This is a genomic window from Desulfolithobacter dissulfuricans, from assembly GCF_025998535.1.
GTDB classification, from domain to species: domain Bacteria; phylum Desulfobacterota; class Desulfobulbia; order Desulfobulbales; family Desulfobulbaceae; genus Desulfolithobacter; species Desulfolithobacter dissulfuricans.
Map to the genome: position 1 here is coordinate 2415919 of NZ_AP024233.1, position 23124 is coordinate 2439042.

The following is a 23124-nucleotide window of genomic DNA, read 5'->3' on the forward strand; positions in this document are numbered from 1 at the left end:
GCATGGTCCCGGGACAGGCTCCCTGCCATATCAAAGGATTATTCCAGTTCCCAGTTATTGATATCAGCGTCCTTGCCTTCGCCACCCGGTTCGCCGTCCGCACCATAGGACATCAGGTCGAAATCGCCGTGCAGGCCAGGGCTTATGTAGATGAAATCATTACCCCACGGATCCTTGGGCACCCTGCCCTTGTCAAGGTAGCCGCCCTGGCGCCAGTTTTTGGCCAGGCGGCCAACTGCCGGCGGCTCCACCAGGGCCTGCAGTCCCTGCTCGGTGGTGGGATACTGGCCATTGTCGAGCTTGTAAAGCTTGAGAGCCTGCTCGATGGACTGAATCTGGATGGCAGCCTTGGTCCGACGGGCCTCCTCGGGCCGATCCATGATTCGCGGCACAATAAGGCCGGCCAGGATGCCGAGTATGACCATGACCACCATCAGCTCAATCAGGGTGAACCCCTGGGAAGACAGCAAAACGTTTCTGTGTTTTCTGAAAAAAAACATGATACCTCTTTGCGTTGTGCCCCTAAGCGGCAAGTCAATTCCCATTATCAGGTTACCCCCTATCTTACCACACCATAGAGGATTTGCAGATATTTTTACCGGGCTTGGGCGGGGGACCTCGCAATTCCGCCTCGCTCTTACTGGCATCCCTGGGAACGTGGCGTGACAAAAAAACGAGGGGTGTTATACCGCGGAGCGGTATGCCTGGCTCAGTGGCCTTGATCGGGCCTGGCAAAAGGTCGTTCACCGCGGAGCGGAGGAACGAGGAGATATCTTGGTTACTCTGGTTCCTCCGCTCCGCGGTGAACCAGCGCCTCGGACCAACCCTCCGGGAGGCAGACGATTCAGCACACCGCTTCCATGAGAAGGCTTGTCAAGAAAAGTTCGACGTGGCGAACCATTTTTTTTATAAATCCCTGTAACGTCAGGCTTCCATTCGCATTCATATAAAGAGCTCAGCCATAAGCTCGATGCATCGTACAATCCGTCGTGGAAGCTGCAACCTCCGCGGCGGTCTTTGAATATGTCACTGGCTGATGACGGACCGAGCGGTGTCACGCAGTCTTCCGGACGGGACGTTTTTTTGAGGGAGATATTAAAAACTCTCAACTGCCTTTGGAAACAGAAGGAAAAACATCCTTTTTTCCCTTTGTTCACTCTCTGGTTCAACCGGGTTTTCTACGCAGCCTTTGCCAGGGGGCGAGATTGCGGTTTGTAAAAAGGGTCATATATCTCACCGTGCTGCCAGAGGCGATGCATGAGTACCGCCAGTTTTCTGGCTACGGCAACCACGGCACGACGCTTTGCGTTTTTACCTCCCCTGGCTGCCAGGCGAAGACCAAATCTTCGTAAATTGCAATCCTCTCCAAAAGGTCCCAGGATGTACTGGGCCGAACCGACCAGTAACCTCCGCAGATAGGGGTTGCCCGCTTTGGTTATCCGAAGCTGCCTGTCGGTTTCTCCTGACTGGTCGCGGCGGGGAGTCAGGCCAAGAAAACATCCAACCTGTCTACTTTTGCCAAATCGTGCCGGGTCTTCCACGATTAATAGAAAGGCCAGGGCCGTCAGAGGACCAACTCCTTTTATGGCCCGCAATAATTCGGTCTCCGGGTATCGCTCCGCACTGATACGCTCTATTTCCCTGTCAAATTCTTTGATCTGGGACGTAATCTGGCCGATAATTGTCAATACAGGCTCCAGAGCGCCACGTAAGTCTTCAGGAAGATGTTCATCTGCCTGCCGGTGAAAACTGTCTGCGCTGCATCCCGGCAGGCGATATCCCAGCGCCTTGACACTGCCACGAACATGGTTGATCAGGCTGGAGCGGTTCCTCACCAGGACATCCCTGGCCTGCAATATCTCCAGATCAATCTGGGCCTGTTCGCCCCTGTGGTTGACCGGATAGAGCAGATCAGGATCCATCCGGGCTATGCGGGCCAGCATTTCAGCGTCTCTGGTATCTGATTTATCGTTGCTGTCCCAGATGGCGCGTAATTTACGAGGGTTGCCAACCAAAACATGGCAGCCCAGCCTGGATAACAGCCTGCTGATCCAGGCCGAATGGGTACCGGCTTCAAGGGCAACAGTTGCCCCTTTATGGGGTGAGAAAAACTCACTCAACGCCTCTCTGGTATTAGTAACCGTATCTCGACGCACGATTCGGCCTGCATGATCAACAATACAGATAACATGATTTTTATCGCCAAGGTCCATTCCGATTGTTACATTGTGCATGGCTGGTTCTCCCAGGTTGTGCAGCATTCGACTGCGGTTATTCTTGAGCGTGTTTATAACACAGCTCGCGGGGAATCAGCCTTCTCATTTTACCTCCGCGGTGTAAGAGACAGGTACCAATGGAACGACATGTCTCCACTGCCGTTTCCCAACCATGGCACTGTCTGGAGATCTGGAGCATGGCGTGACAATAAAACGTTGGGCGTTATACCGCGGAGCGGTATGCCCGGCTCAGTGGCTTTGATCGGGTTCGGGAGGGCGTACGTTCACCGCGGAGCGGAGGAACGAGGAGAATGGGCCACACCCTGGTTCCTCCGCTCTGCGGTGAACCACTGGTACGGAACGTCCCTCAGAGGAACTGGCTTGGCGCACCGCTCTGCGGTGCAGCAGACAGGTACCAATGAAACGACATGTCTCCACTGCCGTTTCCCAACCATGGTGCTGTCTGGAGATCTGGAGCATGGCGTGACAATGAAACGTTGGGCGTTATACCGCGGAGCGGTATGCCCGGCTCAGTGGCTTTGATCGGGCCTGGCAAAAGGTCGTTCACCGCGGAGCGGAGGAACGAGGAGATATCTTGGTTACTCTGGTTCCTCCGCTCCGCGGTGAACCAGCGCCTCGGACCAACCCTCCGGGAGGCAGACGATTCAGCACACCGCTCCGCGGTGTAAGAGACAGGTACCAATGGAACGACATGTCTCCACTGCCGTTTCCCAACCATGGTGCTGTCTGGAACTTGGAGCATGGCGGGACAATAAAACGTTGGGCGTTATACCGCGGAGCGGTATGCCCGGCTCAGTGGCCTTGATCGGGCCTGGGAAAAGGTCGTTCACCGCGGAGCGGAGGAACGAGGAGTAAAAACGAGGATATGATACTCTGGTGCCCTGGTTCCTCCGCTTTGCGGTGCAGGAGACAGGTGCCCCTGGAACGGTATGTCTTCTGCTGCCATCGTAACCATGGTGCTGTCTGGAGCTACGGAATATGGCGGGACAAAAAAACGAGGGGGTGGGAGTCACACGGCCTGGCGGCGGAAGGAACTGCGGATCAGCCAGGTGATGAGCAGGAGGAGAGAAACCGCAAAGGCTGGAATACCGAGGTGGATCAGCAGCCAGGCAAAGCCTACCAGGGGGAGGAGCAGGACGCAGGTGAGCTGGCGCAGGACGGAATTGCCGGCAATCAGCCGGGCCAGGGCGGGAGAATGGTGGTAGTAGGTCTGAACCAGCCAGCGTCCCGGGGCATGGGGCAGCAGGTACCTGTCGCGAAAGGTGCGCAGGATCGTCACGTACGGATGCCACAGGGAACCGTAGGCAGCGGTGGCGATGAAACAGGAATCCATGGAGGTGGAATCCTGGGCTGGTTCTTTGCCTCCTTCCGAGGTCTGGTTTTGCGGCCCTGCGGCCATGGCCTCATCCCGATCCGCAAGTTTCAGGGATGTGGGCGGTTGCTCGTAGCGGGCCAGGGCAAATTCCGCGTTCTGACCTGTTCCCATACCGCCGACAACAACCAGTTTGCCGTCCAGCTGCATGGCCACACCATAACTGATATCCTCGCCGTCCCCGAAAGAGGTAGTCGCGATCTGAAACAGTGTGCCCTCCTCGGGAGCGGCGGGAACAAAGGCAGGGGGAAGAGATTTCTGCACCACCAGTTCGCGTATCCGGAGCCATGAACGGTTTTTTTTGCCCTGTTGAGCGGTCTTTTTCGGCGGTATGGAAACAAGTTCTTCCAGCGTGGAAGTAAGCAGAAGAAAATCCCGTCCGGATCCGGCGGCCAGCCAGCCACTGGCGGCAAGCCTGTCACCGTCCACTGCCAGGTCGTAGAGCACATCGTCGTCACCAGAGGCCTGGATGACATGGACCCCGTCCCTGCCAAACGACGGATCGGGCCGGCCGTCAACGAGGAAATGGAACAGGGCCGCATCGCGCTTTCCAGGGCTGCCCGTGGAACCGGCTACCAGGATGGAACCGTCCCCGAGCAGGGCCGCCCCGTACCCTTCGAAAATCTCCCCATGGCGGGCAAACATGACCAGCCCCTGATCGCCGAAATCGGGATCTGGCTGACCACCAGGGAGAAAACCTGCCAGCAGAACGCCGGTCTGACTCCCGTCCCGGTACGAACCCACCACCAGCAGACGACCATCCTCCCGGACCAGCAGGTCCTGGGCCAGGGCCTCCTGCCCCACACCCGCGAGGATCATGCCCCGGGCACCGAATCCCGGGTCGAGCCGACCGTCAGGGCGATACCGTGCCAGCGCCACCACGTCACCTGCGGTTCCGGAAACTGTCCCGGCCACCAACACAGCGCCCTCCTGGTCCACGGCCAGGGCGCCGATTTCGTCGTCGCCATTGCCCACCGGGGTGATCTCCAACCCCTGGTTTCCGAACCGGCGATCCAGGCTGCCATCTGACCGCAAACGGATAAGGGCGAAATCCCGGTCCAGGCCGTTTTCCGCATAACCACCTGCAACGATGCTGCCATCGGCCTGCAGGGCAAGGGCCTGGATCGCACCGCCGCTGGCCACCGGCAGGAGCACCATGCCGTCGCGGTTAAATTCCAGATCAAGGGTCCCGTCCGGATTGAACCGGACCAGGGCGAAATCGCGCCGGGTGGCGTTGGCGGAAAAGCCACCGAGCAGGATTTTTCCATCCGGCTGGACCACCACCGCATGGGCCCTGGCGCCGTGCATCCCCAGTTGGACCGCGATTCGCCCGTCGGCTCCGAAGCTGGAATCGAGCCGAAAGCCTGGTCCGGCCCAAGTCGGAAGAACGGTGAGGACCAGCAGCACTATCAGTAGACAGAGGCAAAAAAAGTGGCCACGGAGCATCACGTTTTCCCGGGATATCCTCACTTACCGAAGGGACAGACCGGGTACTGGCATTTTTTACAGTTGCGGCAAAGCCCCCCGTGGCCCATGTCGGCCAGTTCCCGCCGGCCGATAGTTTCCCCGGCCAGGATACGCGGCAGGAGAAGATCGAGCACAGTGATACTGTGGAACATGCCACAGGCCGGCAGGCCAAGCACCGGTACCTGGCCTATGCGGGAGACCAGAAACATGGCCCCGGGCAGGACAGGCGAACCGTAGACCATGTCTTCCGCCCCGGCCTCACGAATGCCCAGCCGGGTCACATCATCGGGGTCAACGGACATGCCGCCGGAGGTGACGATCAACTCGGCACCACTGTCCAGGCAGGCCTGGATCTCGGCCGCAATCTGCTGCGGATCGTCCGGGGCAAAACGAACGATGCCGACCTCGGAGCCAAGTTTCGCAAGCTTGGTCCGCAGGACCTTCTCGAACTTGTCTTCGATTCGACCGTAAAACACTTCAGAGCCCGTGATCACCAGTCCGGCCCGGACCTTTTTCAGGGGCAGCACCCGGATGATTTTTTCTCCGCCGCCGGCAATCCGCACCGCCTGATCAACGAGTCTCCGCTCGCCTACCAGGGGGATGAGGCGGGTGGCTGCCACCTGCTCGCCTCTCTTGACCGGGGTGTTGTCGTGCAGGGTGGCACACATGACCTCACCCAGGAGGTTGAGTTCCAGGAGCGCTTCCCGGTTGATCTTGAGCAGCCCGTCGCAGGCTGCCTTGATAGTGATCTTGCCCTCCACCACGTCGTCGCTGTACTGTGTCCCCTCCCCTGCCAGGGCTTCAGCCAGCAGGGCCGCGGCTTCGTTTTCATGGATTTCGCCAGGGCCCAGTTCCAGGACGTAGATGTTTTCCTTGCCCAGTCGGCGCAGGTGTTCCACGTCCCGGGGCTGGATGATATGACCTTTTTTAAAGGCCCGGCCCTTGAATTCATCCTTGACTATTTCGGTGATATCGTGGGGCAGGACCATGCCCACGGCCTGATCTACAGGAATGGTTTTTTTGGTGATCATGAATGAGCCTTTCAATCGTTATCGGGCACCTTGAAAAATTGTATTTTCACCCAGCCGGACGACTCGATCGTTCTGCGATTTCTGCGTTATGCTCAAAATTTTATCGTCGAAATATCAGGTATATGCCTGCGGTAAAATTTTTCCCATGCCTTGATATTGAGTGAAAATCCTATTTTTTCAAAGTACCCTATCGTTGCAATTTGGAAGAAAACCAGCTTAATATGCAGTCTGCCGGGCGGCTGGCCGCAGCCGGGCAACACCGGGGGAGGCCCGGAGCAAAAGCGAAAAACATTGCCGAAAAACCGGCAGGCTATGCTGGTTTATACGACCTTTCAGGAAACCCGTCAACACAAGGAACTCTGGTATTGCCATGATAAAAAAAGAACTGCTCGATATCCTCGCCTGTCCCAAATGCAAGGGACCTGTCTCCCTGACCGAGAAACAAGATGGTCTGATCTGCAGCCAGTGCAGCCTGATCTATCCCATCCGTGATGACATCCCCATCATGCTCATCGACGAGGCCCGGCCCCTGAAGAGAAACGGTACCTCCACGGAAAGCTCCTGACTCGGATCTGTATGGATTTTTCAACCTTTGTTCAGGTTGCCTGGAACCAGGCCCTTTATTTTCTCAAGGAACTCAACCAGTATAACCTGCTCCAGCGGCTACTCGTCATCGGCATCTACCTGTTGCTTGCCAAGCTGGCCGATCTCTTCATCGACAAGTTGCTCAAACGGCTGGCCGCCTCCACACCCTTTGCCACCGATGACAAGATCATCTCCATTCTCCACAAACCTATCCAGGGCTCGATCATCCTCCTGGGCCTGATGCATGCCCTGACCCTGCCACCGGACCTGCCCTCGCCGTGGAGCACGGTGCTCCCCAACCTGATCAAGACCCTGACGCTTATTCTCTGGTGGGGCGCCTTTATCAAGGAGATCTACCACTTAAACGAGATCAACCTGGCGGAATGGCTGGAAAAGCGAAATATCGGCAAGGACATTTTCTACCTGGTCCGCAACATCTCCCTGGTGCTGGTGATCTTTGCCGGCATTCTCTGGGGCCTGCTCATCTGGGATGTCAACCTGACCCCGCTCTTTGCCTCGGCCGGTATCGCCGGTATCACCGTGGCCCTGGCGGCCAAGGACACCATGGCCAATTTCTTTGGCGGCATCTCGGTCTTTGCCGACCGGGCCTACAAGGTGGGCGATTATATTATTCTGGATGCCACCGAGCGTGGCGAGGTGATGGAGGTGGGCATCCGTTCCACCAAGATCAGGACCCGCGACGATGTGATGATCACCATCCCCAACGCCATCATGGCCAACTCAAAAATCGTCAACGAATCAGCCCCCAGCCCCGGTTCCGGATCAGGATCGATGTGGGAGTTGCCTATGACAGCGATCTGCGGATGGTTGAAAAGACCCTTCTGGAAGTGGCCTGGGCCAACACCGCACTGGCGGAAAAACCGGAACCGCGGGTGCGGGTGCGTTCCTTTGGTGAGTCATCGATCAATTTCCAGCTCCTGGTCTGGGTTCGGGACCCGTCCATGAAGGGGCTGGAAACTCACAACCTGCTCAAGATGATCCACTCCACCTTCAGGAACAAGGGCATCGAGATCCCCTTTCCGCAGCGGGATATTCATATCAAGGGGCAGGAAGGATCGTCGTAAGGCTTCACAGGCCCCCATCTTTGAGCGGTCGCGTCTGTCCGCATAGAGGGGGCTATCGGAGTCTCCCTCCGGTCGCTTACCTGCGGCCAGCCACGACTACTCAAATATGAGGCGCCTGAGAGGCCTTACATTTTTTTCCATGAAATATCAGTCTGGTGCGAACCCTGTGATGGGTTACGGATCGTCGGTGACGGAAACCCAATCACCCCCTGCTGACTGATATTGCCCGGGAGAGAGGATACTCCCGGTTCAACCCCGTGCCCGTGCTTGTTAACGTACACGTACACGAATTCCTCTCTGATTCGTTCACGAGCACGAGCACGGGCACGGATACGGAAATATTCTCGGTACACCGCGGAGCTGTGGAACCAGAACAGCAGAGTGCCCCCAACCCCTCGTTCCTCCGCTCCGCGGTGAACGTCCTTTTTCCCAAGCCAGATCAAAGCCACTGAGCCTGGAATACCGCTCCGCGGTATAACGCCCATCGTCTTTTTTCCCGCCTTAATCCGTTGCTCCAGACAGTATCCATGGTGACGAATGGCAGCAGAAGACATGTCGTTTCAGGGGCACCGGTCTCCTACACCGCAGAGCGGTGTGCTGAATCGTCTGCCTCCCGGAGGGCCGTTCCAAGGGGATGGTTCACCGCAGAGCGGAGGAACCAGGGTAACGGTAAACCTGAGCTGGCCGGCAGGTCAAAAAAAAGCGGGGCCAGAAGCCCCGCTTTTTTTATTGCTGCAATGTCGGCTACCCCTTTAGTTCGGAGCAATGCCCAGCTCTTTTTCCTTCTCTGCCACCAGCAGCCTGGTCTTGACAATGGTGTCGGAGATCAGGCTCATGGAGTCGATGCCACACTCAACCAGGAAGGTGGCGAAATCCGGGAAGTCCGACGGCGCCTGGCCGCAGATGCCGATTTTCCGGCCGCGGCGCTTGGCGGTGTCGATCACCATGCGGATCATGGTCTTGACCGCCTCGTTGCGCTCGTCGTAGATATGGGCCACCAGGTCGGAATCCCGATCCAGGCCGAGCGTCAGCTGGGTCAGGTCGTTGGAACCGATGGAGAAGCCGTCAAAGACATCGGCAAAGGCATCGGCGGAGATGACGTTGGAGGGAATCTCGCACATGACGTAGACCTCCAGGTCGTTCTCGCCCTGGACCAGGCCGAACTCACGCATTACCTCAATGACCTTCTTTCCTTCTTCCGGGGTCCGGCAGAACGGTACCATCAGCTTGATGTTGGTGAGCCCCATGTCGTTTCTGGCCTTGAGCAGGGCCATGCACTCCAGCTCAAAGGCCGGCTTGTACTTGTCGTCGTAATACCGGGAGGCACCGCGCCAGCCTATCATCGGGTTGGATTCCACCGGCTCGTAGAGCTGGCCGCCGATCAGGTTGGCGTACTCGTTGGACTTGAAGTCGGACAACCGGACGATGACGTCCTTGGGATAGAAACCGGCGCCGATCCGGCCCACGCCCTCGGCCAGCTTGTCGATAAAGAACTGCTTCTTGTCGTCCGGGTAGGCCGTGGTCCTGGCCTCGATCTGCTCGACGATGGTGGCGATCTCCGGATCCGAGGCGGCTCTGGCCTTGAGCTCCTCGAAGTTGTAGAGGGCCAGGGGATGGATGCCGATATGGGAGTTGATGATGAACTCCTCGCGGGCCAGGCCGACGCCGTCGTTGGGGATCTGGCCCTCGGTGAAGGCCTTTTCCGGGATACCGACGTTCATCATGATCTTGGTGCGGGTCTCGGGGATGTTGTCGAGATCGAGCCGCTCGACTTCGTACTTGAGCAGTCCCTCGTAGACATTGCCGGTCTCGCCCTCGGCGCAGCTGACCGTCACTTCCTGGCCGGTCTGGATGACCTTGGAGCCGTTCTCGGTGCCGATGACGCAGGGGATACCGAGCTCGCGGGAGATGATGGCCGCGTGACAGGTCCGGCCGCCGCGGTTGGTGACGATGGCGCCGGCGATCTTCATGATCGGTTCCCAGTCGGGATCGGTCATGTCGGTGACCAGGACCTCGCCGGCCTTGAAGTCATGGATATCGCTGACGTCCTCGAGAACCCGGGCCACACCCTGGCCGATCTTGGCGCCGACGGCCTGCCCCTGGACCAGGACCTTGCCGGTTTCCTTGAGGACATAGGTCTCCATCATGTTCTTGTTGGCCTGGGAGTGGACGGTCTCGGGCCGGGCCTGGACGATAAAGAGCTCGCCGGTGCCCACATTGACCCCGTCACCATCCTTGGCCCACTCGATGTCCATCCCCTTGCCGTAATGGTCTTCGATGATGCAGGCCCACCTGGCGAGTTGTATGATCTCGTCGTCGGTGATCACGTACATGCCGCGCTCTTCCGGGGTGGTCGGCACATTCTTGACCGGTTCGTCGGCACCCGGATCGTCGTTATAGACCATCTTGATTTCCTTTGTTCCCACCCGCTTGCCGACAATGGGCCGCTTGCCCTGCTTGAGGGTCGGCTTGAACACATAGTACTCGTCCGGGTTGACCGCACCCTGGACCACGTTTTCACCCAGGCCCCAGGCACCGGTGATGAAAACCGCATCCTCGAAGCCGGACTCGGTGTCGATGGAGAACATGACGCCGGAACTGGCCGCATCGGAGCGGGCCATCTTCTGGACCACGATGGAAAGATAGACATCGAACTGGCCAAAGCCCTTGTCATGCCGATAGGAGATGGCCCGGTTGGTGAAGAGGCTGGCAAAGCAGCGCTTGCAGGCGTCGATCAGGGCCTCGGGGCCGCGGATGTTGAGGTAGGTCTCCTGCTGGCCGGCAAAGGAGGCGTCGGGCAGGTCCTCGGCCGTGGCCGAGGAACGGACAGCCACATCGAGACCTTCGCCGTATTCCTCTTCCATCTTGCGGTAGGAATCGATAATGGCCTGGCGGAGATCATCGGGAAACTCGGCATTGCGAATGATATTCCGAACCTTTTCGCCACGCTCCTGCAGGTTGCGCAGATCGTGGGTATCAAGTCCTTCCAGTGCGTCCCTGATGGCCTGTTCCACACCGGCTTCCTTGAGCAGGTACTGGTACGCATAGGCGGTGATGGCGAACCCGTGGGGTACCTTGACGCCCTTTGAAGTGAGATGCTGGTACATCTCTCCCAAGGAGGCGTTCTTTCCGCCAACTATCGGCACATCCTCGATACCGATCTCTTCGAACCAGAGGATAAGTTTTTCGTTCGGTGCTCCCATGTGTTTCTCTCCCTCTCAGATTAAATACATAGATTGTGACTTCAAAAGGACGGCCGGAACGCCTGTCTTTTTTCTATATCCTTCCCTAATTATAAAATTTTTGCTTTTAGGTCAACCCAAACGTCATAAATCACGTGATTGCACAACCCTGAAAGACGGCCGGCAAATCGCGATTCTCCGCTCATTTATTTGCCATCCGGCAGGCAAAGGGCTATATTACCCAGCGCGACCAGCGGCCCGAACATGGAGCAGATACCAGACGTACCTTCCGCTGATCGCCTGCGTTCCAACGAAAAACCAGAGAACCAGGGCCAGATCGAAAGCCGGGACAACCCGCTTCCCGCACCAGTCACCAGCCTTCACAGCCGGGAGAAACAGATGGATATTTTGCAGACAATTGACCGGATCATTGCCACCCATGTCAAACCGGAGCACCGCGAAAGCGACTATTTTGGCGCCATCAGGGAGCTGGTGGCCGGACGCAACCGGGCAGAGGATACGGAGGAACGGGCCCGGTGGCAGGCAGCCATCGATCGCGTCTACGAGTTCCTGCGCGATGAGATCCTGACCAGCAGGGACAGACCACGCAACCCGGTCACCTTCGGCACCTCAGGCTGGCGGGGCATCCTGGGCAAGGACCTCAACATCCGTTCGGTGGCCTTTGTCACTGCCGCCATTCTGGAATTGTACCGGGAGGCTGAAAAAAACGTTGCCCTGCGCGAGGCCCTCGGGGTGGCTGACTTTACCGAGATGCAGGAGCGGGGCTGCGTGGTGGGGTTCGACAACCGGTTTGGCGGCGAACTGCTGGCCCTGGCGGCCATGAACGTACTGGCGGCCAACAACATCCGGATTCTGTATGCCGGCGAGGCCACCACCGGCATCCTTTCCGCCTCGGTCCTTGAGCGCCGGGCTGCCTTTTCCATCAACCTGACTCCGAGCCACAACCCCCTGGAGTATGGCGGTTTCAAGTACAACGGAGCCGATGCCGGCCCGGCCGCACCGATCCTGACCAACCGGATCACCGAGCAGGCCCGGCGTATCATCGAAACCGGAAAGAGCGAGTTCATCCCCGACGATCTGGACCTGCAGCGACCGCTGGATCAGCTGCCCGGGGTCGTCCGGGAAGATGCCCTGGCCAGCTGGCAGAACCTGGTCCGCAGGAACCGGGACCGCCACGGACTGGATTACGAAGCCATTCTCCACACCTTTGCCGAAAACCAGGAGGTGGCCGTGGTGGTCGATCCTGTCCACGGTGCAGCCCGCAACTATATCCGGCCGCTTCTGGGCAATCCCGACACCAGTGTGCCGAAGGCAGACGACCGACTCACGGTCCTGCGCGACACCCCCGACGTAACCTTTGGCGGCATCGCCCCGGAACCGTCGTCGGAAAACATGCAGCCCACCATGGAGCTCCTTGGCAGGCGGACAGAACCGTTCAAGGTGGGGGCGGTGATCGATCCGGATGGGGACCGGATCCGGTTCACCGACGGCGAGATCGAGATTTCCATGAACCAGTTCGGAGCCATGGCCTACCATTTTCTCCACGAGATCAAGGGCAAACAGGGTATGGTCGCCAAGACCGTTGCCACCAGCAACCTGGCCAATGCCCTGGCAAAGTCCTTTGGCGAGGAGGTTTTTGAGCCCCGGGTGGGTTTCAAGGAGTTCAAGCCGGTGATCGGCCGGGCCCTGGTGTTCTTTGAAGAGTCCGACGGTATTTCCATCATCGGTCACACCCCGGAAAAAGACGCCTTTATCGGCCTGCTCCTGGCCCTGGACATGGTGCAGACCAGGAAGCAGAGCCTGGGGGCCTATCTTAGGGAAATCGAAGCGCGGTTCGGCTCCTATTTTCCGGCCCGGGACGGAGTGGCGGTAACCCTGCAGGGCGAGGAACTGACCCGGGCCCTGGACCAGCTGAAAAAATATGATGTCGGCACAACCATCCGGGTGGGTGAGGAAGAAAAGAGAATCAGGGAAGTCATTACCATCGACGGACGCAAGATGATCTTTGAAGACAATGCCTGGATCATGATCCGACCTTCAGGTACGGAACCCAAGGTTCGTTTCTACGTGGAAGCCAGAAACAGGGCAGAAACGCCACTTCTTGTCGAAGCGGCAAAATCCATGCTTGCCGAAATCGGTCTGTTGTCATAGAGTCTCAACGTCTACCCGGTAGGGGCTCCCCTGTGGCCGCCGATGGCGACAAAGACAAAAACACACTGGCACAAAGTACCACTCGGTAGTATAGTATCAAGAACGATTATCAACTGGAACGCTAACAGCCAAACATTATAAACTGGACATGAATCATGTGGGAATACACAGATAAAGTACAGGAACATTTCATGAATCCCCGGAATGTCGGGGAAATAGAAGATGCGAACGGTGTCGGCGAGGTGGGCTCCCTGGCCTGTGGCGATGCCCTGAAACTGACCATCAAGGTGGATGACGATGGCCGGATCGTCGATGCAAAATTCAAGACCTTTGGCTGCGCTTCAGCCATTGCCTCCTCGTCGGCCCTGACCGAGATGATCAAGGGCATGACCGTGGAAGAGGCGGAAAAGATCACCAACGAAGATATCGCCGAGTTTTTAGGCGGCCTGCCCAAGGAAAAGATGCACTGCTCGGTCATGGGCCGGGAAGCGCTGGAGGCGGCCATTGCCAACTATCGCGGTGTCCTGCTGCCCATGGCCGAGGGCGAGGTGGTCTGCGAATGTTTCGGGGTCACGGATATTGAAATACGTAGGGCCATCCAGGAGTCGAACCTGCGCAGCGTGGAGGAGATCACCAACTTCACCAAGGCCGGCGGAGGCTGTGGCAAATGCGAGGACCGGCTGCGGGAAATCCTCGAGGAGACGGTCAAGGACCTGGCCCCCACCGAGGCCAGGCCCAAAAAAGAAAAGAAGATGACCACGCTGCAGAAGATCAAGAAGATCGAACAGGTGCTGGAACGGGAAATCAGGCCCACCCTGCGCAAGGATGGCGGTGACATCGAGCTGGTGGACGTGGATGGCGATTTTGTCACGGTCTCGCTGCGAGGCGCCTGTGCCGGCTGCCAGTCTTCCCGGACCACCCTGAAGGAATATGTCGAGAAAAAACTGCGTGAACAGGTCGTGGATACCCTGATCGTCGAGGAGGAGAAATAATGGATTGCGGCAGTGATAAAGTCATCTACATGGATAACAACGCCACCACCAAGATAGCTCCGGAGGTGGTGGATGCCATGATGCCGTTTCTCACCGACTGTTACGGCAACCCCTCGTCCATGCACACCTTTGGCGGCCAGGTCGGCCGCTACATCGAAGAGGCGCGCCAGTCGGTGGCCGACCTGATCGGAGCCGAGCCGGAAGAGATCGTCTTCACCAGCTGCGGCACGGAAAGCGACTCCACCGCCATTCTCTCGGCCCTGCAGACCTTTCCCGACAAACGGCACGTGGTGACCACCCGGGTGGAGCATCCGGCGGTGAAAAATCTCTGCGAGAACCTGGACAACCTCACCGGCCACAAACACCGGATCACCAGGCTGCCGGTGGAATCGGACGGTACCCTGGACCTGAAGCGCTACGAAGAGGCCTTGAGCGATGACACGGCCATTGTCTCTGTCATGTGGGCCAACAATGAAACCGGGGTCATCTTTCCGGTGGAGGAGATGGCGGCCATGGCCCGGGAACGGGGGATTCTCTTTCATACCGATGCGGTCCAGGCCGTGGGCAAGATCCCGATCAACATGACCACCAATGCGGTGGACTTCCTGTCCCTGTCCGGCCACAAACTGCACGCGCCCAAAGGCGTGGGGGTTCTCTACATCCGCAAAGGCACCCCGTTCATCCCCTTTCTCAATGGTGGCCACCAGGAGCGGGGCCGCCGGGGCGGCACCGAGAACGTAGCCTCCATCATCGGCCTTGGCCGGGCCTGCAGTCTGGCAGCGGAAAAGATGGACGAGGAGAACACCCGGGTCCGGGCCCTGCGTGACAAGCTGGAGAAAGGGTTACTGAGTTCCATCCCCAAATCCCTCCTGAACGGCCACCCGACCCTGCGGCTGCCCAACACCACCAACATCAGCTTCGAGTTCGTCGAGGGTGAGGCGATCCTCCTGCATATGAACCGTTATAACATCTGCGCCTCGTCCGGCTCTGCCTGTACCTCGGGCTCGCTGGAGCCGTCCCATGTGCTCCGGGCCATGGGCGTCCCGTTCACCGCGGCCCACGGATCCATCCGTTTCAGCCTCTCCATCTACAATACCGAGGAAGAAGTGGATTTTGTTCTGGACAAAATGCCGGGCATCATAGAAAACCTGCGGCAGATGTCGCCGTTCTGGAATAACGGTGAGGCGTGAACAGATACTGCTCGCCACAGATTGCGGATATCCCGACAGTATTCCGGTAAAAAACATAGAACTGGTACCAGCCCATGAAAGTTATCCCTCCCTCCTTTGAGGTCCTTGATCATCTGGACCGGGAAAGCCTGGCCGTACGCATCGAATTCTGCGGCCGGATCTGCTACAAGAGCGAAGACAGGATCGACCGGGACTCGGCCATTCCCTTTGTCTCGAAAATGGCCGAACATGGCCACAATTCGGTCCTGGAAATGGGGGTGGTCACCCTGGATGTACAGTGCTCCGACCAGGAACAGGTGGTGGAACTCTTTCTGACCCAGCCGCGGTACCTGCAGATCGACCGAGACGATACCCGGCTGCTGGTCACCGGCAGCGTCCGGGCCTTCCGGGAGATGCTCATGTTCCACCCCGACTGCAGGGTGGTCCGGGCCATGACCGCTTATCTTGCTAAACGGCATCCCTATTTTTTCAGCACCATTATCCCGGAAGACGGCCTGGAGGCAGTGCCGGGGATCACGGTGGCCAAGGTGGAACTGGAGAAGGTGGATCAGCTGGAGCCCGAGCGACTGGCCCGCCACCGGCACATCGCGGTCAAGTTCATCGTCAACCGGGCCGTGACCCATGAAATCGTCCGCCACCGGCCCTGCTCCTTTCTCCAGGAATCCCAGCGCTACTGCCGCTACGGGGACGCCAAGTTCGGCAACGAGGTGACCTTCATCGCCCCCATGTTCTATGAAGTCGGTACCACGGAATACAGCCTCTGGGAAAAGGGTATGCTGGAGACGGAACAACTCTATCTCAAGCTGCTGGAGACCTCCACCCCGCAGGCGGCCCGGACGGTGCTGCCCAATTCCTGCAAAACCGAGCTCATTGTCTATGCCAATCTTCAGGAGTGGCGCCACATTTTCAAACTACGGACAAGCAAGGCGGCCGAGCCCTCCATGCGCGAAGTCATGATCCCGCTGGCCGAGGATTTCCAGCATCGTTTTCCGGCGGTTTTTGCTCCCCGGGGCTAAATCATGATCCCGGTTGAAGGCGACAGCGCCCGGCCTTCAACCGGGATCACCCCTTCAGCGTGACACCTCCCCCCTGGCCCCAACCTTCCATCTATCATTGACACGAAATCACAAACCTGTTAAGTTTGCGTGATTATCCTGTTTTTGCACAGGCAGCATTCCGGTTGTCTGTGCCATCTTTTCTACCCACCCTAAATATGATTGAAGGAGGACCCTATGGTATTGGATCCCACCAAGCACGCTGACTGGGAAATCGCGGAAGAGGCGGAAAGCCGCATGAAAACCGTGTACCAGCTGGCGGAAGAGCTGGGCATGGAAAAAGAGGAACTGCTGCCCCATGGCCACTATGTCGCCAAGCTGGATTACCGGAAGATTCTCGACCGGCTCAAAGACAAACCGGACGGAAAGTATGTGGATGTGACCGCCATTTCACCGACACCACTTGGTGAGGGCAAATCCACCTGTGCCATGGGCCTGGTCCAGGGCCTGGGCAAACGCGGCAAATCCGTCATCGGTGCCATCCGCCAGCCTTCCGGCGGCCCGACCATGAACATCAAGGGCTCCGCTGCCGGCGGTGGCCTGGCCCAGTGCATTCCGCTGACTCCCTTCTCTCTGGGGTTGACCGGTGACATCAACGCCATCATGAACGCCCATAACCTGGGCATGGTGGCCCTCACCTCACGGATGCAGCACGAGGCCAATTACACCGATGAGATCCTGGCCAAGCGTGGTCTCAAGCGCCTCGATATCCATCCGAAAAAAGTGGAGTTCGGCTGGATCATCGACTTCTGCGCCCAGGCGCTGCGCAACATCACCATCGGTCTTGGCGGCAAGATGGACGGCTTCACCATGCAGTCCAAATTCGCCATTGCCGTTTCTTCCGAGATCATGGCCATCCTCTCCATTGCCACCGATCTCAAGGACATGCGGGAGCGGATCGGCAGGATCGTGGTCGCCTACGACAAGCAGGATCGGCCCATCACCACCGCTGACCTGGAAGTGGACGGCGCCATGACCGCCTGGATGGTGGATGCCATCAACCCCAACCTGATGCAGACCCTGGAGGGTCAGCCGGTGCTGGTCCATGCCGGTCCCTTTGCCAACATCGCCATTGGTCAGTCCTCTGTTATCGCCGACCGGGTCGGACTGAAGCTGGCTGACTACAATGTCACCGAATCCGGCTTCGGTGCCGATATCGGGTTCGAGAAGTTCTGGAACCTCAAGTGCCGCTATTCCGGCCTCAAGCCCAACTGTGCCGTGGTCGTGGCCACCATCCGGGCCCTCAAGTGCCATGGTGGCGCCCCGATTCCGGTCCCCGGCAAACCCATGCCCGAAGAGTACACCAAGGAAAATGTCGGCTGGGTTGAAGAAGGCTGCAAGAACCTCCTGCATCATATCGAGACCGTCAAGAAAGCCGGTATCAACCCTGTTGTCTGCATCAATGCCTTCTACACTGATACCGACAACGAGATCAAGGCTGTCCGCCGCCTGTGCGAGGCTGCCGGAGCCCGGGTCGCCCTGTCGCGGCACTGGGAGCACGGTGGCGAGGGTGCGCTGGAGTTTGCCGACGCCGTTGTCGATGCCTGCGAGGAACCCAACGACTTCAAGTTCCTCTACGATCTCGACACCCCGCTTTCCAAGCGGATCGAGCTGATCGTCAAGGAGGTTTACGGTGGTGACGGTGTTTCCTATTCGCCGGAAGCGGCTGCCAAGCTCAAGCGCATCGAGGCCGATCCGGACATGAAGGAGATGGGAACCTGCATGGTCAAGACCCACCTCTCCCTGTCCCACGATCCGAACCTCAAGGGTGTGCCCAAAGGCTGGACCCTGCCGATCCGCGACATCCTCACCTACAAGGGTGCGGGTTTTGTGGTTCCGGTGGCCGGTGCCATCAGCCTGATGCCGGGTACAGCATCCGATCCGGCCTACCGCCGCATCGATGTGGATGTGGACACCGGTAGAGTCAAGGGTCTGTTCTAGGGCTGCGGCTGAATAGAGATACCCTTTTTAAAAAAACGGGTCAAAAGAGCGGGTCTCTTTTGACCCGTTTTTGTTTTTGTTGTACCATCAGAGGTATTGAAAGCCTGCGAAAAATAATCAGAAAAATAATTTATACGTATTGTTAATCCTGCTCATGGCGCCGGAAAAAACAACCGCGACAAAAAAAACCTCGCTCAAGCGGACGGTCAAGGACCAGTCGGGCGCCGGAAAGCTGAAAATCGGTGAACTGCTCAGCAAGGCAGGCTACATCACCGCCACCCAGTTCGAGCAGGCCAAGGCCCAGCAGAAGAAAACCGGCAAACTCCTGAGCCGCATCCTCCTCGAATACGGCTATATCGAGGAAGACACGGTTGTCAACTTCCTCAGCCGACTGCATAACTATCCGGCGGTGGACATTTCCCGTGAACCGCCCTCGCCCGAAGTTATCGACCTCGTCCCCTACGAAACCGCCCGCCGGTTTATGGCCTTTCCCCTGCGCATGGCCGGCAACACCCTCCAGGTCACTATGGCTGAACCCACCGACACCTCGGCAGTGGAAGCCCTGCAGGACGCTGTGCATATGGGACTCAATGTCTGCGTTTCCACGGAACGGGACATCATCGAAGCCTACCGCAAGTATTACAAGATCAGTGACGAGGAATATCAGGAGCTTATCGGAGAGCAGGAAGAGGGGCAGGAAGAGGAGCAGGTCACTGAAATCGATGACTTCGGCGCCCTGGTTTCCGACGCGGCGGAAGACTTTGAAATAGAGAGCAGTCAGGAAGATGAGTCGGCCTTTGACCAGTTCTCCGCCTCGGACGCACCGATTATCAAACTGGTCAACGGTATCCTGGTCAAGGCGGTGCAGGAGGGTGTCAGCGATATCCATATCGAGCCGTTTGAAAAATCCATGCATGTCCGTTACCGCAAGGACGGCTCCCTGTTCAAGTCCATGAACCTGCCCCTGACCATCAAGAATGCCCTCATCGCCCGGATCAAGATTCTCGCCGACCTCAACATCACCGAACGAAGGGTACCCCAGGACGGCCGGATCAAAATGCGCATGGGGCGCAACAAGGCAGTGGATTTCCGGGTTTCAACCCTGCCGCTCCTCCATGGCGAGGGTATTGTCCTGCGTATCCTGGATAAGAGTTCCCTCAATGTGGACCTGACCCAGCTCGGCTTTGAGCAGGAGACCTTTGATGCCCTAAAACGATGTCTGAACCGACCCCAGGGACTCCTGCTGGTCACCGGGCCGACCGGTTCCGGCAAGACGGTTACCCTCTACTCGGCCCTCAACTCTCTGAACCGGGAAGATATCAAGATACTGACCGCTGAGGATCCGGTGGAATTCAACTTCAAGGGCATCAACCAGGTCAATGTGAACGCCGAGGTGGGCATGACCTTTGCCGCCGCACTCAAGGCCTTTCTGCGCCAGGATCCCGACATCATCATGGTGGGTGAGATCCGGGACCTCGAGACCGCGGAAATCGCCATGAAGGCCGCCATGACCGGTCACCTGGTGTTTTCCACCCTCCATACCAACGATTCACCGGCCACGGTCGGCCGGATGGTGGACATCGGTATTCCGCCCTACCTGCTGGCCTCGTCGCTGACCATGGTCCTCTCCCAGCGGCTCGCCAGACGGTTGTGCAGTAACTGCAAGGTCCGGGTCGAACACGACAGGAAAGAGCTGCTCAGCGCCGGCTTCCGGGAAGAGGAACTGGATGATCTGGTCCTTTACGGTCCCAAGGGTTGCCCGGAATGCAACGGCCTGGGCTACAAGGGCCGGGTGGGTCTTTTCGAGCTCATGGAGGTGACCGACGAGGTGGCCAAGGCCATCAATGCCGAGGTGCCGGAAGAGCAGCTGCGCAAAATCGCCATCCAGGAGGGTATGGTGCCCCTGCGCGAGGCTGGCCTCCAAAAGGTACGGGAGGGGGTGACCAGCCTCCACGAAGTTCTGCGGCGGACCGTGGTCCACGAGGAGAGCCTGCCGGCCTACCTGGTCAATCCGGATGTGGAAGAGTACGAAGACGGTGATGTCATCATCCAGGAGGGCAACCAGGACAAGGATTTTTTCAAGCTGGTCCGGGGCAAGGTGGCGGTACTGCGCGGAGGCAAGAAGATTGCTGAAATCACCGAGCCGGGAGAATACTTCGGCGAGATGTCCGCCATCTCGGGCGAACCCCGTTTTGCCACCATTGTCGCCGCCGGCCGCTGCGTCATCAAGCGCTATCCCGGCGACAAGCTCCAGGAGCTTATTGAAAAATATCCCGAGGTGGCCCGCCATCTCTTCAAAACTATTGTCAACCGATTGCAGAAAACCGACCGGATCGTGGTCAAACTCGCTGGCGGCGACCGCCAGCGCCCTCAGGTCATACGCCGGGCCTGAGCGGGAGGTGACCGCAGGACAGCGGATGACGCGGCTGGGCGTTGCAGGGGAAAGTTGGTTTGGACACCGCGAAGCGGTGGAACCAGGGCAAGTCGTCACAGATACCCCATCTTTGCACGGTCGCGCCTATCCGCATAGAGGGGCTATCGGAGTCTCCCTCCGGTCGCTTACCTGCGGACAGCCACGACTGCACAAATCTGAGGCACCTGTGACAACTTGCATTCTTTCCCTTGAAATATCGGCCTGGTGCTTACCCTGTGATCAGTAACGAACCAGGAACAGGTAGTTCGCGAAAGATCAGCGGCCCTTTTGTGCCAGCAGGGACTCGTACAGGGCAAGGGTCTGGCTGCACATCCGCTCTACTGTAAAGTTCTTCAGGACCTGCTCCCGGCCGGCCCGGCCCAGCTGCTGCCTGAGGGTGCGGTCAGCAAGCAGGGTATGCAGACCCCTGGCCAGGGAGGTGGCGTCCCCGGGCTGGACCAGCAGGCCTGTTTCTCCCGGTTCAACGGTTTCCATACTGCCGCCGTGGGCAGTGGCAATCACCGGTCGCTCCATGGCCTGGGCCTCGACTACAGTTCGGCCGAAGGACTCAGGCTCCCGGGAAGCCGAGACCACGATATCGGCCAGCAGCAGGGCTGCGGCCATATCCTGGCAATGATCCACCAACCGAATCCGGCCTGACAGACCAAGCTCGCGCAGCTGCTTGCGCAAAGCCACGACATGGTGGGAACTCTCATCGATCGTCCCCACGCACACCGCCTGCCAGTCCTGGTCCCGGAGCATGGCCAGAGCGCTGAAAAACACATCGTGTCCTTTAAGCCGGGTCACCCGGGCCGGCAGCAAGATGACCGGACCAGCGTCCGGCCTGATATCCCAGGCAGAGCGCAGCTCGGCAACCCGTTTTTCTCCCACCTTTCCGGGATCGAACTCGTCGATGTCCACGCCCCGGTGGATGACGACGATTCGCTCCTCTTCCACGTCATAGGCCGCCCGGATATGCTCGCCGATGGTGCGGGAAACAGCGATCACCTTTTCTCCCCGGGTCATCACCGCGCTGTAACTGTTGACCGAATAAAAACCATGGAAGGTGGTCACCAGGACCGGCCGTTTCTTTGCCGGCAGTGATTTCCAGGCCAGGTATCCCACCCAGGCCGGAAGCCGGGAGCGCAGGTGGAGGATATCCACCCGGTGACGGAGAAGGTCCCGGCGCAGCCGCAGGATGGACGGCAGGGCCCTGGGGCTTTTCTCGCCCACAAAAGGATATCGCAGATGGATGCTTCCCTGGGTCTCCAGCTGCTCCACCAGTCGTCCGCCCTGGGAGATGACCAGAGAACGGTGCCCCGCCTGGACCAGAAACCGACCCAGTTCCAGGGTACCCCGTTCCACACCGCCGCCTTCGAGCTCCGGCAGCATCTGCACTATGGTAAGCGGTCTGGCCACCATCGCCGCAGGATCTCCTTTGCACATCGCGATGCTTCGTCAAGATGGCTGCTCCGGGCGACCATCTCCCTGTCTGTCAGAATGTCCTCATAGGTCTGTACCAGCCGCTCGGCAACCAGGTAGTCGATGGAGTTTCTGAACTTGGACTGCTGCTTCTTCCAACGCACCGGCAGGATCCCCACCCGGCAGCTGGCGGAAAGGGCCTCATAGACCATGGACATGGAATCGGCCGTGACCCACACGGTTCCATGCTGCTGATACGCCTCCTCGATCCAGCCGGCCGGGGTTTCCTCGACCCGGTAAAAAACCACATTGTCATGATTCTCGGCAATCCGGGCCAGAAAATCCACGGTCTGTGGGTCGGTCCGTGGGGATGAGGAGATGGTCCAGGAAAAAGAACGGTATCTCTGAATGATGGTTTCCACCATCTGGATGATATCGAAACTGTCCCAGTAGTGGCTCTTCTCGTCCACCCCGCCGATGAGGATCAGTCCACGATGGTGATCGTGGTGGTCACCGGCAGTGGCAGTACCGGGCGGACCTGTGGTCAGGAATATGTTTGCATCCCCGGCCAGGCCGTCATGGCGGGGCACGAAACAGAGATCCATGCCCCGGCGCAACAAAAAATCAGGTGCCATACAGGTCACCGCCCGGGCCCCGGATCGTCTTTTCAAAAGGAGCATGGGGATGTGGGTGGCCGAACCGGTGCCGATGACCAGATCACACCCCTGGCCGGCAGACCGGTAGGGATCTGGCAAGGGAACATGCAGCAGCCGCAGCCAGTTGCCAATTTCGCGGCCAACCCCTCGACACCCCACAGGTACATACTCCACCGCCACGTCGGTGCACCGCGCCAGGGCGTTGACGATGCCCCTGGTCTGTTTCTCGTGGCCCGGGCGACCATCGACAAAGGCGGTGATTCGCAGGGGATTGTTCTTTGTTTTTTGTGTCATACTGTGGCCATTATCCACTAGGCAGACGGA

The 23124-nt window shown here is 58.5% G+C and carries 15 protein-coding genes and 2 pseudogenes; 10 read left to right on the forward strand and 7 right to left on the reverse strand.

The window, feature by feature from the left end:
• Nucleotides 1-38: 38 nt before the first annotated feature.
• The 4 genes from gspG to GF1_RS10710 all read right to left on the reverse strand — a co-directional run bounded on the left by gspG (nucleotide 39) and on the right by GF1_RS10710 (nucleotide 6107).
• Nucleotides 39-500 (reverse strand): type II secretion system major pseudopilin GspG, encoded by a 462-nt coding sequence (gene gspG, locus GF1_RS10695; protein ID WP_267926544.1) that lies wholly within the window; start codon nucleotides 498-500, stop codon nucleotides 39-41.
• Nucleotides 501-1178: 678 nt separating this feature from the next.
• Nucleotides 1179-2234 carry an IS110 family RNA-guided transposase gene (locus GF1_RS10700; RefSeq protein ID WP_267926464.1) on the reverse strand — a complete coding sequence of 352 codons (1056 nt, stop codon included), beginning with the start codon at nucleotides 2232-2234 and terminating at the stop codon, nucleotides 1179-1181.
• 1012 nt (nucleotides 2235-3246) lie between these two features.
• Complete coding sequence (locus GF1_RS10705) at nucleotides 3247-5055, reverse strand: delta-60 repeat domain-containing protein (RefSeq protein WP_267926545.1); 1809 nt, start codon at nucleotides 5053-5055, stop codon at nucleotides 3247-3249.
• A 20-nt stretch (nucleotides 5056-5075) separates the two neighbouring features.
• Nucleotides 5076-6107, reverse strand: coding sequence for a molybdopterin-binding protein (locus tag GF1_RS10710; RefSeq protein WP_267926546.1), 1032 nt, complete (start codon nucleotides 6105-6107; stop codon nucleotides 5076-5078).
• A gap of 370 nt (nucleotides 6108-6477) precedes the next feature.
• Between GF1_RS10710 and GF1_RS10715 the strand changes: the two genes are divergently transcribed.
• The 4 genes and pseudogenes from GF1_RS10715 (at nucleotide 6478) to GF1_RS16235 (ending at nucleotide 7777) form a co-directional block, all read left to right on the forward strand.
• Complete coding sequence (locus GF1_RS10715; RefSeq protein WP_267926547.1) at nucleotides 6478-6672, forward strand: Trm112 family protein; 195 nt, start codon at nucleotides 6478-6480, stop codon at nucleotides 6670-6672.
• A gap of 584 nt (nucleotides 6673-7256) precedes the next feature.
• Nucleotides 7257-7391: pseudogene (locus tag GF1_RS16510) on the forward strand (mechanosensitive ion channel domain-containing protein); the annotation flags it as partial.
• 125 nt (nucleotides 7392-7516) lie between these two features.
• Nucleotides 7517-7603, forward strand: a pseudogene (locus tag GF1_RS16515) (hypothetical protein); the annotation flags it as partial.
• Between the two features lie 51 nt (nucleotides 7604-7654).
• The gene (locus GF1_RS16235) at nucleotides 7655-7777 is read left to right on the forward strand and encodes a hypothetical protein (protein ID WP_326491549.1); all 123 of its coding nucleotides are present in this window, start codon (nucleotides 7655-7657) and stop codon (nucleotides 7775-7777) included.
• A 752-nt stretch (nucleotides 7778-8529) separates the two neighbouring features.
• On the opposite strand, the gene ppsA is transcribed toward GF1_RS16235, so the two are convergent.
• The gene (gene ppsA, locus GF1_RS10725; RefSeq protein ID WP_267926548.1) at nucleotides 8530-10980 is read right to left on the reverse strand and encodes a phosphoenolpyruvate synthase; all 2451 of its coding nucleotides are present in this window, start codon (nucleotides 10978-10980) and stop codon (nucleotides 8530-8532) included.
• Between the two features lie 378 nt (nucleotides 10981-11358).
• Between ppsA and GF1_RS10730 the strand changes: the two genes are divergently transcribed.
• From GF1_RS10730 to pilB, 6 genes are all read left to right on the forward strand, one after another.
• Nucleotides 11359-13131, forward strand: coding sequence for a phosphohexomutase domain-containing protein (locus GF1_RS10730; protein ID WP_267926549.1), 1773 nt, complete (start codon nucleotides 11359-11361; stop codon nucleotides 13129-13131).
• Between the two features lie 155 nt (nucleotides 13132-13286).
• Complete coding sequence (nifU, locus tag GF1_RS10735; protein WP_267926550.1) at nucleotides 13287-14123, forward strand: Fe-S cluster assembly protein NifU; 837 nt, start codon at nucleotides 13287-13289, stop codon at nucleotides 14121-14123.
• The gene (gene nifS, locus GF1_RS10740) at nucleotides 14123-15313 is read left to right on the forward strand and encodes a cysteine desulfurase NifS (RefSeq protein WP_267926551.1); all 1191 of its coding nucleotides are present in this window, start codon (nucleotides 14123-14125) and stop codon (nucleotides 15311-15313) included. The genes nifU and nifS overlap by 1 nt, the downstream gene beginning before the upstream one ends.
• 74 nt (nucleotides 15314-15387) lie before the next feature.
• The gene (locus tag GF1_RS10745; protein WP_267926552.1) at nucleotides 15388-16329 is read left to right on the forward strand and encodes an FAD-dependent thymidylate synthase; all 942 of its coding nucleotides are present in this window, start codon (nucleotides 15388-15390) and stop codon (nucleotides 16327-16329) included.
• A 216-nt stretch (nucleotides 16330-16545) separates the two neighbouring features.
• Entirely contained in the window at nucleotides 16546-18309 is a 1764-nt protein-coding gene (locus GF1_RS10750; RefSeq protein WP_267926553.1) for a formate--tetrahydrofolate ligase, read from the forward strand.
• A gap of 154 nt (nucleotides 18310-18463) precedes the next feature.
• Nucleotides 18464-20701 (forward strand): type IV-A pilus assembly ATPase PilB, encoded by a 2238-nt coding sequence (gene pilB, locus GF1_RS10755; RefSeq protein WP_267926554.1) that lies wholly within the window; start codon nucleotides 18464-18466, stop codon nucleotides 20699-20701.
• Nucleotides 20702-20998: 297 nt separating this feature from the next.
• Here pilB and GF1_RS10760 read toward each other — a convergent pair whose 3' ends face one another.
• Nucleotides 20999-22144 (reverse strand): glycosyltransferase family 4 protein, encoded by a 1146-nt coding sequence (locus tag GF1_RS10760; protein WP_267926555.1) that lies wholly within the window; start codon nucleotides 22142-22144, stop codon nucleotides 20999-21001.
• Nucleotides 22120-23094, reverse strand: a complete 975-nt coding sequence (locus GF1_RS10765; RefSeq protein ID WP_267926556.1) for a mitochondrial fission ELM1 family protein — start codon at nucleotides 23092-23094, stop codon at nucleotides 22120-22122. Before GF1_RS10765 ends, GF1_RS10760 begins: the two co-directional genes overlap by 25 nt.
• Nucleotides 23095-23124 lie beyond the last annotated feature (30 nt).